The organism is Streptomyces sp. NPDC049585, from assembly GCF_040675615.1.
Taxonomy (GTDB): Bacteria; Actinomycetota; Actinomycetes; order Streptomycetales; family Streptomycetaceae; genus Streptomyces; species Streptomyces luteosporeus.
In genome coordinates, this window is the sequence record NZ_JBFAPE010000006.1 from 105,265 (window position 1) to 118,748 (window position 13,484).

11 protein-coding genes are annotated in these 13,484 nt (G+C 70.1%); 3 read left to right on the forward strand and 8 right to left on the reverse strand.

Going from position 1 to position 13,484, the window contains the following annotated elements:
* Positions 1-63: 63 nt before the first annotated feature.
* Positions 64-4,452 (forward strand): FG-GAP-like repeat-containing protein, encoded by a 4,389-nt coding sequence (locus AB0K17_RS09615; RefSeq protein WP_365982672.1) that lies wholly within the window; start codon positions 64-66, stop codon positions 4,450-4,452.
* Positions 4,453-4,519: 67 nt separating this feature from the next.
* On the opposite strand, the gene AB0K17_RS09620 is transcribed toward AB0K17_RS09615, so the two are convergent.
* The 5 genes from AB0K17_RS09620 to leuA all read right to left on the reverse strand — a co-directional run bounded on the left by AB0K17_RS09620 (position 4,520) and on the right by leuA (position 9,462).
* On the reverse strand, positions 4,520-5,062 hold the full coding sequence (locus tag AB0K17_RS09620; protein ID WP_365982673.1) for a YcxB family protein: 543 nt from the start codon (positions 5,060-5,062) through the stop codon (positions 4,520-4,522).
* Positions 5,055-5,888, reverse strand: a complete 834-nt coding sequence (locus AB0K17_RS09625; protein ID WP_365982674.1) for an isoprenyl transferase — start codon at positions 5,886-5,888, stop codon at positions 5,055-5,057. The genes AB0K17_RS09620 and AB0K17_RS09625 overlap by 8 nt, the downstream gene beginning before the upstream one ends.
* 43 nt (positions 5,889-5,931) lie before the next feature.
* Positions 5,932-6,678, reverse strand: coding sequence for a DNA repair protein RecO (gene recO, locus AB0K17_RS09630; RefSeq protein ID WP_365967078.1), 747 nt, complete (start codon positions 6,676-6,678; stop codon positions 5,932-5,934).
* 171 nt (positions 6,679-6,849) lie between these two features.
* Positions 6,850-7,551 carry a TerB family tellurite resistance protein gene (locus AB0K17_RS09635; protein WP_365967077.1) on the reverse strand — a complete coding sequence of 234 codons (702 nt, stop codon included), beginning with the start codon at positions 7,549-7,551 and terminating at the stop codon, positions 6,850-6,852.
* 141 nt (positions 7,552-7,692) lie between these two features.
* A complete protein-coding gene (leuA, locus tag AB0K17_RS09640; protein WP_365967076.1) occupies positions 7,693-9,462 on the reverse strand; it encodes a 2-isopropylmalate synthase in 1,770 nt (589 codons plus the stop codon).
* A gap of 312 nt (positions 9,463-9,774) precedes the next feature.
* On the opposite strand from leuA, the gene AB0K17_RS09645 reads away from it, so the two are divergent.
* Together AB0K17_RS09645 and AB0K17_RS09650 are read left to right on the forward strand one after the other, a co-directional pair.
* Positions 9,775-10,845 (forward strand): M4 family metallopeptidase, encoded by a 1,071-nt coding sequence (locus AB0K17_RS09645; protein ID WP_365982675.1) that lies wholly within the window; start codon positions 9,775-9,777, stop codon positions 10,843-10,845.
* Between the two features lie 39 nt (positions 10,846-10,884).
* Complete coding sequence (locus tag AB0K17_RS09650) at positions 10,885-11,151, forward strand: protealysin inhibitor emfourin (RefSeq protein WP_365967074.1); 267 nt, start codon at positions 10,885-10,887, stop codon at positions 11,149-11,151.
* A 22-nt stretch (positions 11,152-11,173) separates the two neighbouring features.
* Here AB0K17_RS09650 and era read toward each other — a convergent pair whose 3' ends face one another.
* The 3 genes from era to AB0K17_RS09665 are packed head-to-tail and all read right to left on the reverse strand — an operon-like array spanning position 11,174 to position 13,395.
* Entirely contained in the window at positions 11,174-12,115 is a 942-nt protein-coding gene (gene era / locus AB0K17_RS09655) for a GTPase Era (protein WP_344434913.1), read from the reverse strand.
* A gap of 58 nt (positions 12,116-12,173) precedes the next feature.
* On the reverse strand, positions 12,174-12,521 hold the full coding sequence (locus AB0K17_RS09660) for a cytidine deaminase (RefSeq protein WP_365967073.1): 348 nt from the start codon (positions 12,519-12,521) through the stop codon (positions 12,174-12,176).
* Positions 12,522-12,555: 34 nt separating this feature from the next.
* Positions 12,556-13,395, reverse strand: a complete 840-nt coding sequence (locus tag AB0K17_RS09665; protein ID WP_365982769.1) for a helix-turn-helix transcriptional regulator — start codon at positions 13,393-13,395, stop codon at positions 12,556-12,558.
* Between the last annotated feature and the right edge of the window lie 89 nt (positions 13,396-13,484).

The window sequence follows — 13,484 nt, forward strand, 5'->3', positions numbered from 1 at the left end:
GGCATGCACCGAAGACGCCCGCCCAGATACCCACTACCGCTCCCAAGAGCCGGGCTCATAGCCGTGGCGACAGTCAGCGCACTTGCCGTGCAGGGCACCGTCGTGCCTGCTGCCTCCGCCGCACGACACGCCTCCCCCCTGTCTCGGGCCGCAAGTGCTTCCGAGACCGACGACGGCTCCGTCAGTGAAGAGGACAAGGCGCTGCAGGAGGCCAAGTCCAGCGGTAAGCCGGTGGAGCTTCTCTCGGCCCGTACCGAGTCGACGGACACCTGGGCCAACCCCGATGGGGCCTTCTCCGTCCGGCGCTACGGTTCCCCCGTCCGCATCTGGCGGGGCGGCACCTGGGTGCCGACCGACCCCGCTCTTGTCTTCGCGAGCGATGGAACGGTGGAGCCCAAGGCCTCCAATGTGGCAGTGAAGTTCTCCGGTGGCGGCACGGGCCCCATGCTGTCCGGCATCAAGGATGGCCGGACCCTCACGCTCTCCTGGCCCACCCCGTTGCCCAAGCCAACACTCACCGGGAACGTGGCCACCTACGCCGAGATCCTGCCGGGCGTCGACCTCCAGCTCAAAGCTGAAGTCGAAGGCTTTTCACAGCTCATCGTCGTCAAGACGGCCGAGGCGGCGAAGAACCCGCAACTCGCCACGCTGAAGTTCAAGATGGCAACCGACGGTCTGGCTGTGTCGACGGACGAGGGCACAGGGAGCCTCACCGCTGCGAACCCGGCGGGGCAGACGGTGTTCACCAGTCCGACTCCGTTGATGTGGGACTCGGCCACGTCCGGGAGTTCGGTGGCAGCACGGTCACCTCGCGCCGCCGTCACCACCGGTGGGACGACGGAGCCGGGAGAGGTCTTCGAGCCCCCACCCGGCGCCAAGGACGCGCCGATGCCCACCAGCGTCAGCGGTGACACTTTGCAGATGACGCCGGACCAGACACTGCTCAACGGCACCAATACGAAGTACCCCGTCTACATCGACCCGTCATGGGCCTGGGGGCAGCGAGAGAACTGGGCGCGTGTCTACCGCAAATACCCGGACAATTCCTTCTGGAACGCCAAGGAGGTAGCGCGGGTCGGCTACGAGAACGAGACCTACGGGCTCTCGCGGTCGTTCTTCCAGATGAGCACCAGTGACTTCAAGGGTGCCGACATCCTCGACGCCACGTTCCGGATCAAGAACGTCTGGTCCTGGTCCTGCAATGCCCGGCCGGTGGAGCTGTGGCACACCGGGCCCATCTCCAGCAAGACCACGTGGAACCGGCAGCCTTCCAAGATATCGAAGATCGACACCGTCAATGCCGCCAAGGGCTGGCGAGGCAGTGACGACTGTCCGGCCGGGAACCTTGAGTTCAACGTGAAGAGCAAGGTGCAGGAGGCCGCTGCGAAGAAGTGGTCCAACATCACCTTCGGCATGTATGCCTCGGACGAGACCGACACGTTCGGCTGGAAGAAGTTCGACGCCAAGACGGCAGCCCTGGAGGTCAAGTACAACCACCCGCCGACCGTCCCGAGCAAGATCGGCACCAATCCCAGGACATCCTGCGACAGCGGCGGTTCCATCGGGAACACCCAGGTGAGCCTGTATGCCACCGTCGACGATCCGGATGCGGGCAACCTCACGGCTCAGTTCCAGCTGTTCCAGGCGGGCTCCAGTACACCACTGCTGGACCAGTCCCTCAGCGCGGCCAAGGGGCGTGCGGTGACCCTTCCCTTGCCGGACTCGAAGGTCCCGACAGGCGACTATCAATGGCGGGTGAGGGCGAAGGACCCGGACGGCGCCTACTCGCCCTGGAGCACCACGTGTAAGTTCTCGGTGACCAGGACCCGCCCGGCCAACCCTCCGAAGATCACATCCTCGGAGTTCCCACCCGGTGAGAACGGCTGGCCGGTCAACACTGGCAAGGCTCGTACAACCGGCCACATCTCGCTCTCACCCAACGGCGCCGGCGATGTCGTGCAGTACGGATGGTTCACGGACTACGACCCGGCCATCAAGTACATCGATGCGGCATCGGTCATCAGCTCACCACCAGCCTTCAAGCCGCCGGGCTTCGGGCCGCATTTCATCTACGCGTTCAGCATCGACAAGGCCAAGAACCGGTCCGACACAGCCACGTACCTCTACTACGCCGCGCGTTCGTCCGAACGTGACGGGCCGAACGATGTCAACGGTGACGCGAACAGTGACATCTGGAGCGTCGACACCAATGGCACTCTGCTGACCTACGCCGGGCAGGGAAACGGTCAGTTCTCCGCCGCGACCAACGGCGGCCAGGCGTTCGACGGCGCACAGATCGCCTTCCGCGGTGACTGGGGAGGCGACGGCTACAACGACCTCGTCGCCCTCGAGTACGACGCCGTAGCCAAACGCAAACGCCTCTGGGTCTACCCCAACAACGGATTCGGCATCGCCACCGTCGACTACAGCGATGGTAAGAGACCTCTCCAGGTGGCCTGCCCTGACAGGACACCCGGCACCGACGAGGACCCTGCGGGATGCGCGACAGGCGACGATCACTGGCAGGACGCCGACCAGATCGTCGCCCCCGGTGACATCAACGGCGACGGCAAGCCGGACCTCCTGGTCAAGGAGGGCAAACTCTTGTGGGCGTACTACGGCGACCGCGCTTCGAAGTTCCTGGACAAGGTGGAGCCACCGGTCCTGGTGGGAGGCAGCGACTGGGACAAGTTCACCATCATCGCTCCTGGTGATCTCAACGGCGACGGCCTGGCCGACCTCTGGCTGCGTGACAACAGCAACGGCGACATCCTGCGCGCGTACGGCAGGGAGGGAGAGAAGAAGGGCGTGCTCAACCCGACGACATGGGGGACGAGCAGCCGTGTGAAGGTCGGCTCAGGCGTGACCGTCGCGAGCTATCCCGTAGTCGGATCCTCAGGCGACATGAACGGAGACGGCATCCCCGACCTGTGGTCGCGCAAGTCCGACAACACTGTCATCGGCTGGGCCGGCGAGAAGACGGGCAGCGACTTCACCGGGTTCACCCGGGGCAACATCATCGACGGCGTCACCGGCGGCTCCCGGATCCCGGCCGGCACCACGCTGAATGCCGGCGACACCTTCACCTCCCGGTCCGCCAAGCTGACCATGCAGAACGACGGCAACCTTGTCATCACGTCCAATGCCGGCAAGCAGCTGTGGTCCACCGGCACGGGTAACAACCCCGGCGCCAAGGCGATCATGCAGAGTGACGGTGGCCTGAAGGTGTACAAGGCCGACGGCGCGACCGTCCTGTGGGACAGCAAGACATCGGGGGCCGGCGGCTACGCCCTGCTGCAGGACCGCGGGAATCTGGTGGTCAGCAACGCCAAGGGCCAGTCGTTGTGGAGCAGCGGCACCGCCATCCGGCACGACCACAACGGCGACGGGCGCAGTGACCTGGCCAGTTGGTACCACGTCGCAGACGGTCACGACATCATGAATGTCTACCCGACCGGGAGCGATGGCATCTTCAGGGAGCCTCGCCTGGCGTACAGCGCGCCGGCTGGCACCTGGGACGTTTCGAAACTTCGCTTCATCACGGGCGACTTCAACGGTGACGGGCGAAGCGACGTTGCGGCGCTCCGTGACGATGGTGACGGAAAGGCCAAGCTGTTCACCATCCTCGGCAAGGCGGACGGAAGCTTCGCCGAAGCATTCGCTTCATGGAGCGCCCCGGTCGGCTGGAACGCCGAACGGATGACCTTCGAGGCCGGAGACTTCAACGGAGACGGCCGCGACGACATCGCCGTCTGGTACAACGCCGCGGACGGCTCGGACCGCCTGTGGACGTTCACGGCCGATGTCCGGGGCGGCTTCAACGAACCGTTCGGCTCGTACGCGGCCCCCGACGGCCAGTGGGACGTGGCGAACATGAAGTTCGTCACCGGCGACTTCAATGGAGACGGCCGCGACGACATCTCGGTCCTGTACGGGTACGCCGATGGCACGATGAAGATGCACACCTTCGCCGCCGCCCCTGGCGGGGGATTCCTCAATCCGGTGACGTCCTGGAGTGCGGGCTACGACACCTGGGGATTCTGGGAAAACTACCGGCTCCACGCCGGCGACTTCAATGGTGACGGCAAGGACGACATCGCCTACTGGTACGCGTACCCGGACGGCCGCGGTGCGCTGCACACCATGCTCAACCGTGGCACGTCATCGGTGGCCTTCGCCGAACCGGTGAAGTCCTCCCAGAGCCCTGCGGGGCAGTTTGTCGCCAAGCGCATGCACATCGTGATCGGCGACTACGACGGCGACGGTCGTGACGACGTCGGCGCCCTCTACGGGCAGACCGACAACGGGCTGCGCATGTACACCTGGCTCGCGAAACCGGACGGCCGCTTCAACGACCCCACAGCCGGCTGGGGGCTGCCGGCGAACTCGATCACCTGGCCCATGCTCCGCGAGATCAACAGCTACAACAGCCACTACAGCTCCTTGCGCTAGCCCCGGTGCCGTTCCCCGGCGGTCCCGGACGTCTTCCGACGCCCGGGACCGCTGGTGCGTACGCCCGTCACACCCGCGGCAGCCGTGAGTCCAGCAGGGCGCGCAGCCGGTCGGTGTCGCCCGGGGTGGGCAGGCCGCGTTTGGGGAGGACGACGACGCAGTTGCTGCGCTTGTCGGGGCTCAGGAGGACGAAGACGTCGTCGCGCTCCGTGTAGCGACCGAAGGCCGGCCAGAGCATGCGCTGCGAGGTCAGGCTCGCCACGGTGGTCAGGCCCTCGGCGTCCGCCGTCGCGTGGGTGCGGCCCTGCAGGCTCAGGGTCTTGTGGACGGCGCGGGCCTGCAGGGTGGGCAGGAGAAGGATCACGGCCACGGCGAAGCCCATGAACGCGAGCGTGATCCAGTCCCGGCCCTCCACCCCGCCGGGCCCGTGCGGGGCGAGGACGGCGACGGCAAGCACGGCGTACACCAGGGGCAGCAGGATGCGCTGCCGCCGGACGCCGGGGACCGCGCGCATGCGGGCGGCGAGCGCGGAACGGACGTCCGCCAGGGTCAGTTCGAACTCGAGGGTCACCGAGCGCGCAGCCGACGGGGCCGCGAGCGTCTCACTCACCGGTCGCCGACTCCTTGGCGAGCTGCTCCTCGTTGGGGATCGCGCCGCCGAAGCGGCGGTCGCGCCGGGCGAACTCCAGGCAGGCGCGCCACAGGTCGCGGCGGTCGAAGTCGGGCCACAGGACGTCCTGGAAGACCATCTCGGCGTACGCGCTCTGCCAGATCAGGTAGTTGGAGGTGCGCTGCTCGCCCGAGGGGCGCAGGAAGAGGTCGACGTCCGGCATGTCCGGGTAGTAGAGGTACTTGGCGAAGGTCTTCTCCGAGACCTTCGACGGGTCGAGCCGGCCCGCCTTGACGTCCTCGGCCAGTGCCTTGGCGGCGTCGGCGATCTCCGCGCGGCCGCCGTAGTTCATGCAGAAGTACAGGGTGAGCTTGTCGTTGCCCTTGGTCTGCTCCTGGGCGATCTGCAGCTCCTTGGCGACCGAGCGCCACAGCTTGGGCATGCGGCCCACCCAGCGCACCCGGATGCCGAGCGCGTCGAGCTGGTCGCGGGTCTTGCGGATGAAGTCGCGGTTGAAGTTCATCAGGAAGCGGACCTCGTCCGGGGACCGCCGCCAGTTCTCCGTGGAGAAGGCGTACAGGGAGACGTTGCCGACGCCCATCTCGATGGCGCCCTGCAGGACGTCCAGCACCCGCTCGGCGCCGACCTTGTGGCCCTCGGTGCGCGGCAGGCCTCGGTCCTTGGCCCAGCGGCCGTTGCCGTCCATGACGATCGCCACGTGCTCGGGCACGAGCTCGCCGGGGATCTTCGGGGGCCGGGCGCCGGAGGGGTGCGGGTCGGGGGTGCGGTACTCGCGTCGGATGCCCAGAATCCCGCGTCGTGCCATGACTGCCACTTCTCCTTGGTCCCTGTCCTTGATCCCTGTGTGCCTATTGTTCGACGTAGCGCAGGGAGCGCAGGCCGCGCTCCAGGTGCCACTGCAGGTACGCGGCCACCAGGCCGCTGCCCTCGCGGACGTGGCGCGCCTCGCACGCGTCCGCGGTCGCCCAGTCCCCGGTCAGCAGCGCGCCCAGGAGCTCGATCGACTCCGAGGAGGGTACGACGCATCCCGGCACCCGGCACTCCCCGCACACCACGCCGCCGGCCGCGACCGAGAAGAACCGGTTCGGACCGGGCATTCCGCACTTCGCGCAGGCGCCGAAGCTGGGCGCGTAGCCGTTGACGGCCAGGGAGCGCAGCAGGAAGGCGTCCAGGACGAGGTGCGGGGCGTGCTCGCCGGAGGCGAGGGTGCGCAGGCCGCCGACGAGCAGCAAGTACTGCTGGACGGCCGGCTCGCCCTCGTGGTCGGTGAAGCGCTCGGCGGTCTCCAGCATGGCGGTGCCGGCGGTGTAGCGGGCGTAGTCGGTGACGATCGCCCCACCGTACGGGGCGATGGTCTCACTCTGCGTGCACAGCGGCAGGCTGCGCCCGACGAGCTCGCCGCCGCGGGCGAAGAACTGCACGTCGACGTGCGAGAACGGCTCCAGGCGGGCGCCGAACTTCGACTTCGTACGGCGCACGCCGCGCGCGACGGCGCGCACGCGGCCGTGGCCGCGCGTGAGGAGGGTGATGATCCGGTCCGCCTCGCCCAGCTTCTGGGTGCGCAGCACGATGCCGTCGTCCCTGAAGAGGGTCATCGCCCGCCCCCGGGGGGCTCCGGCCGGGGGTCCGGGGGTTGCCCCCCGGGAGACAACAGCTGGGTGCGCAGCACGATGCCGTCGTCGCGGAACAGAGTCATGGGGACATTGTCCCGTACGGGGGACGGCGCCCCGGCCACGGAGGGGGCGTACCGCCCCCGCCGCGGGCGCCTACGACGGTGTGCGGGCCGCGGCCAGGAGGCGGTCCGTGGCTTCGGGGCCCAGCATCAGGGCGCGGCCCACCGTGGCGAGGACCTCGCGTTCGGCGGGGCGGTAGGGGCCGTCGGCCAGGGCGATGCGGGCGCCCTGGAGGAGGATGGCCTCGCGGCCGGCCGGGGCCAGGTGCGGGGCGAGCGGTTCCAGGGCCTCGTGGAGCTCGATGACCAGCGCCGTGCCGCGGCTGTCGAAGCCGCCGGTCGGCGGGGCCGCGTAGCGGCCCGTGTCGGCGGCCAGGGCCTCGATGAGGGTGACGAGCTGCTCCTCGCTGCAGTCGGCGAAGCCCGCCGCCCGTACCGCCCCCACGGCGGCGCGCCGCACGGTGTGGGCCTGGGTGCCGCCGGCGGCCAGGACGGCCAGGGCGACGGTGTGCACGGCGTCGCGCAGCATCGCGGAGAAGCGGGTGGTGGTGGGGTGGTCGAGGGCGTCCATGGCGTAGCGGCCGCGGCAGGCGGTGCATTCCACGATGGGCCCGGCCTGTCCGCGCGGGAGCAGGGGGACGCCGAGGACGACGAGGCGGCGCCGGCCGGTGCGGCGGTGGTAGTTGCGGTCGCCGCCGCAACCGGGGCAGAAGAACTCGCCGTCTCCCACGGTGCGCCATACGGTGCGTACGCCCACCACACACCGGTCCGGGCTGTGTCGGCCTTGCGCGTGCATCACGGCGCACCTCCATAACGCCACGGCCTCGTCGCCGCGTTGACGTGATGTTAGCCACATCGTTGATGCGGCGTCAGTACCTCGGCCGTCCGTCCGCGGCCGCCGCAGGGGTGCGGCGGCCGCCGGGCCCACCGGATGTGGTCAACCGCGGTACGCGCGGTTGACCGCCGAGACGACGGCCTTGATCGAGGCGCGGGTGGTGTTGGGGTCGATGCCGATGCCCCACAGCACCCGGCCGTCGATCACGCACTCGATGTACGAGGCGGCCTGGGCGCTGGCACCCTCGCTCATGGTGTGCTCGGTGTAGTCCAGCAGCCGGGCGTCGACGCCGACGGCGGCGAGCGCGTCGAAGAAGGCGGAGATCGGGCCGTTGCCGGTGCCGGTCAGGGTCGTCGCCGTACCGTCGACGACGGCCTCGACGGTCAGCGCGTCGCGGCCCTCGCTGGTGGTGGAGGTGTGGGTGCCGCGCAGGGCGATGCGGCCCCAGGGGTTGTCGGCGGTCGGCAGGTACTCGTCCTGGAAGACCGCCCAGATCTCCTGCGGGGTGACCTCGCCGCCCTCGGCGTCGGTCTTGTTCTGGATGATCTTCGAGAACTCGATCTGCATCCGTCGCGGCAGGTCCAGCTTGTGGTCGTTCTTCAGGACGTAGGCGATGCCGCCCTTGCCGGACTGCGAGTTGACGCGGATGACGGCCTCGTACGAACGGCCGACGTCCTTGGGGTCGATGGGCAGGTACGGCACGGCCCACTCGATGGCGTCGACGGTTGCTCCGGCGGCGGCCGCGTCGGCCTCCATCGCCTCGAAGCCCTTCTTGATGGCGTCCTGGTGGGAGCCGGAGAAGGCGGTGTAGACCAGGTCGCCCGCGTACGGGTGGCGCGGGTGGACCTCCATCTGGTTGCAGTACTCGGCGGTGCGGCGGATCTCGTCGATCTGCGAGAAGTCGATCTGCGGGTCGACGCCCTGGGAGAACAGGTTCATGCCGAGGGTGACCAGGTCGACGTTGCCGGTGCGCTCACCCTGGCCGAACAGGCAGCCCTCGACGCGGTCGGCGCCGGCCATGACCGCCAGCTCGGCGGCGGCGACGGCGGTGCCGCGGTCGTTGTGCGGGTGGGCGGACAGGCAGACGAACTCGCGCCGCGAGAGGTTGCGCGACATCCACTCGAAGCGGTCGGCGTGCGTGGAGGGCGTGGAGCGCTCGACGGTGGCCGGCAGGTTCAGGATGATCTCGCGGCCGGACTCGGGCTGCCAGACGTCCATGACGCCCTCGCAGACCTCCAGCGCGAAGTCCAGCTCGGTGTCGGTGAAGATCTCCGGGCTGTACTGGTAGCCGAAGACCGTCCCGTCGCCGAGGATCTTCTCCGCGTACTCCATGACCAGCCGCGTGCCGTCGACGGCAATCTGCTTGACCTGCTCGCGCGAGCCGCGGAAGACCACGCGGCGGAAGACCGGTGCGGTGGCGTTGTACAGGTGCACGGTGGCGCGGTGGGCGCCGCGCAGCGACTCCACCGTCCGCTCGATCAGCTCCTCGCGGGCCTGGGTGAGGACGGAGATCGTCACGTCCTCGGGAATCGCGCCCTCCTCGATGATCGAGCGGACGAACTCGAAGTCCGTCGCCCCGGAGGAGGGGAAGCCGACCTCGATCTCCTTGTAGCCCATGCGCACCAGCAGGTCGAACATCTCCCGCTTGCGGGCGGGCGACATGGGGTCGATCAGCGCCTGGTTGCCGTCGCGCAGGTCGGTCGACAGCCAGCGGGGCGCCGCGGTGATGCGCCGGTCGGGCCAGGTGCGGTCGGGCAGGTCGACGGCGTCGTACGGGCGGTACTTGTGCACCGGCATCCCGGAGGGCCGCTGGGTGACGGTGGCGGCGGTGACGGGCGTGGGGCGGCCGACGGAATCGGCGTTCTGGGGCATCTGCGGAAGGCTCCTCGGAAGTCACGCGGACGGCCGACGGGGCTGCTGGCGACGAGGCACGGGCAGCACCGGACTCCGCGGGGAGGGGGTCGGCCTTCGCTACGGACCCTCGCCGCGGCAGCTAAGAAGAAGCAGCACGTCACGCATGGTGCACAGCACACTAGCCGAGACGCCGGTGGCCGGGCAGGGGCGTTCCACCATGCGGGACGAGCGCCCGGCGCGGGCGGTACGGGGCCGGAACCCGGCCACTCGTTTGTGTCAATCCGTGCACCGGCCGCTGACAAGGCGGGGAGCCGGTGCCAGATTCGGCCCATGACTACCCGGAACCAGAAACACGGGGTCTTCTGCGGCATCGTCCCGCCGCACGTGCTCGACCGGCTCGCCGAGTCCGAGGACCCCCGCCACCACGAGCCCGCCCGGCGCACCCTGGAGCACGACGGCGCGCTGCGCATCCGGCGCCAGGTCACGGCAGCAGCCCGCACCGCGTCGGGCGCGGCGGCGGGGGCCGCGTCCGACCACCCGCAGCGGACCATCTACGACACCCGCCACGGCACCACCCTGCCGGGCGCCAAGGTGCACTCCGAGAGCGACGGCCCGGCCAAGGACGCCACCGTCAACCGCGCCCACGCGGGGCTCGGGGCCACCTTCGACCTGTACTTCAAGGTGTACGGCCGGCACTCCATCGACGGTGCCGGAATGCCGCTGAACGCCAGCGTCCACTACGGGCAGGGCTACGACAACGCCTTCTGGGACGGCGAGCAGATGGTCTTCGGCGACGGCGACGGCGACCTCTTCCTCGACTTCACCATCCCCGTGGACGTCATCGGCCACGAGCTGACCCACGGCGTCACGCAGCACACGGCCAACCTGGAGTACTACGGCCAGTCGGGCGCGCTCAACGAGTCGGTCTCCGACGTCTTCGGCTCGCTGATCAAGCAGTACGCCCTCGGCCAGAGCACCGAGCAGGCCGACTGGCTCATCGGCGCCGGGCTGCTCGGCCCGGGCGTGGACAAGGGCGCCGCGCTGCGCTCGATGAAGGCGCCGGGCACCGCGTACCAGGACGACGTCCTCGGCACGGACCCGCAGCCGGCCACCATGGAGCACTACGTCCGCACCAGCCGGGACAACGGCGGCGTCCACATCAACTCGGGCATCCCGAACCACGCCTTCTACCTGCTGGCCACCGCCCTCGGCGGCAATGCGTGGGAGCGCGCCGGCCGCATCTGGTACCAGACGCTGACCGGCGGCGAGCTGGCCTCCGACGCGGACTTCGCCGCGTTCGCCCGGCTGACGGTGGCCTCGGCGAGGACGCTGTACGGCGAGGGGGACGCCGTCCAGGCCGTGCTCAAGGCCTGGAGCCAGGTGGGGGTCCCCACCACGTAGGACCGGCCTGGACCGCCGCGGACGGGGTAGGCGTCAAGCATGCGTATCGCCATCACCCGCACCGGCGGCTATGCCGGCATCGAGCGCCGGGCCGAGCTGGACACCTGCGGCCGGCCCGACGCGACGCACCTGGAGGCCCTCGCGCACCGCGCCCTCGCGCCGGGGCGCGAGGCGCCCGCCCGGGGCGTACCGGACGGCTTCCGCTACGAGATCAAGGTGAACGGCCGTTCGGTCCACCTCGCGGACCCCCACCTCACGTCGGAACAGCGGGAGCTGATCCGCACAGTGCTCAAGGAAGGGGCTTAGCGCCCCTGACGGGGCGCGGCGCCTAGAAGCCCAGCTTCCGCAGCTGCTTGGGGTCGCGCTGCCAGTCCTTGGCGACCTTCACGTGCAGGTCCAGGAAGACCGGCGTGCCCAGCAGCGCCTCGATGTGCTTGCGGGACTTCATGCCGACCTCCTTCAGGCGTGCGCCCTTGGGGCCGATGATGATGCCCTTCTGGCTGGGGCGCTCGATGTAGACGTTGGCGTGGATGTCCAGCAGCGGCTTGTCCTTGGGGCGGTCCTCGCGGGGGATCATCTCCTCGACCACGACGGCGATGGAGTGCGGCAGCTCGTCGCGGACGCCTTCGAGGGCCGCCTCGCGGATCAGCTCGGCGACCATGACCTGCTCGGGCTCGTCGGTGAGGTCGCCCTCGGGGTACAGCGGCGGGCTCTCCGGCAGCATCGGCGCGATCAGGTCCGCCAGCAGGGCGACCTGCTTGTCGCCCACGGCCGAGACCGGGACGATCTGCGCCCACTGGATGCCCAGCTCCTCGCCCAGCTGCTGGATGGCGATCAGCTGCTCGGCGAGGGTCTTGGAGTCGACCAGGTCGGTCTTGGTGACGATGGCGATCTTGGGGGTCTTCTTGATGCCCGCCAGCTCGCCCGCGATGAAGCGGTCGCCGGGGCCGATCTTCTGGTCGGCCGGCAGGCAGAAGCCGATCACGTCGACCTCGGCCCAGGTGGTCCGTACGACGTCGTTGAGCCGCTCGCCCAGCAGGGTGCGCGGCTTGTGCAGGCCGGGGGTGTCCACCAGGACCAGCTGGGCGTCCGGGCGGTGCACGATGCCGCGCACGGTGTGCCGGGTGGTCTGCGGACGGTTGGAGGTGATCGCGACCTTCGTCCCCACCAGTGCGTTGGTCAGGGTCGACTTGCCCGCGTTGGGGCGGCCGACGAAGCACGCGAAGCCCGCGCGGTGGGGGGCCTGGGAGGGGGAGGCGGCGTTGTCCATGCCTCACATTCTCCCCGATTCCCCGCTCCCCTCCGACCAGAGCCGCCCGCGGGCCGGGCTAGCCCGCGCTGACCACGGGCCCGGGGGTGCCGTCGGGCCCGGCCAGCAGGACGGGCGTCCGGGGCCCGCCCAGGTCGCCCACGGCGGCCCGGTCGGTGTCGGTGACGGCCTCGGCCTCGGAGACCACCGCCGCGGCCTCCAGGGACTTCGCCCCACTGGCCACGGCCATGGCCACGGCCGTCTGCAGGGCGCTCAGCCGCAGGGACGGCAGATCGACGGTGCCGGCGACGTACGTACGGCCCGTCTCGTCGCGTACGGCCGCGCCCTCCGCGACGGCGTTGCGGGCCCGGGTGGCCCGGGCGAGCGTGATCAGCTTGCGGTCTTCGGGGTGCAGGGTCTCCGTCATGCCTGGAGCATAGGCGCGGGGCGCCCGGCGCCGATCAGCCGGTGGCCGCGTCGGTCAGGGCGTACATGGCCTCGCGCCGGCCCTCCGGCGTGCACAGCCGGGCCACCTTCTCGGCGGTGCCGGTGTCGGGCACGGGGTTGTGCAGGACGATGGTCAGGTCGGGGCGGGCCGGGACGCGCAGCTGGGCGCTCTCCAGGTACAGGGTGCCGGTCACCGGGTGGTGGACCTCCTTGATCAGCAGTCCCCCGGGCTGCACGTCGCCACGTGCCCACAGCTGCCGGAACTCCTCGCTGGCCTCGGACACCTCGGCCACCACCGCCTCGAAGCCCTCGTCCCCGGGCCGCTCGGAGCAGGCCGCCCGGTACTGGGCGACGACCCTGCCCGCGTTGGCCTCCCAGTTGCCGGCGCGGGCGCGGTAGACGGGGTCGGTGAAGAAGTCGATGAGGCAGTTCTGCCGGGTCTGCTCGCGGAAGCCCAGGACGAGGGTGGCGGACTCGTTGTAGGCCACCAGGTTCCAGTACGGGTCCATGATGTGCGCCGGCGAGGGCAGCCAGGCGTCGATCAGCCGGCGCAGCCCGTCGCACAGGTACTCGGGGTCGTCGGCGGGTGCGGGCTCGGGCAGCGGCGGGTTGAGCCCGGCCAGGACGTACAGGTGGCGGCGCTCGGGGTGGTCCAGGCGCAGCACCCGGGCGACGGCGTCGAGCACCTGGGGCGAGACGGTGATGTCGCGGCCCTGCTCCAGCCACTGGTACCAGGAGGCGCCGACCCCGGCGAGGACCGCGACCTCCTCCCGGCGCAGCCCCGGCGTGCGGCGCCGACCCCCGCCGTCGGGCAGGCCCACGTCGGCCGGGGACACCCGGGCCCGACGGCTCATCAGGAACTCGCGCAACTCGTGGCGTCGGCGTACGGCCGTCAACTCTCCCCCTCTTCCCCCGCCGGAGGCGGCCCTGCGTGGCGGTACGG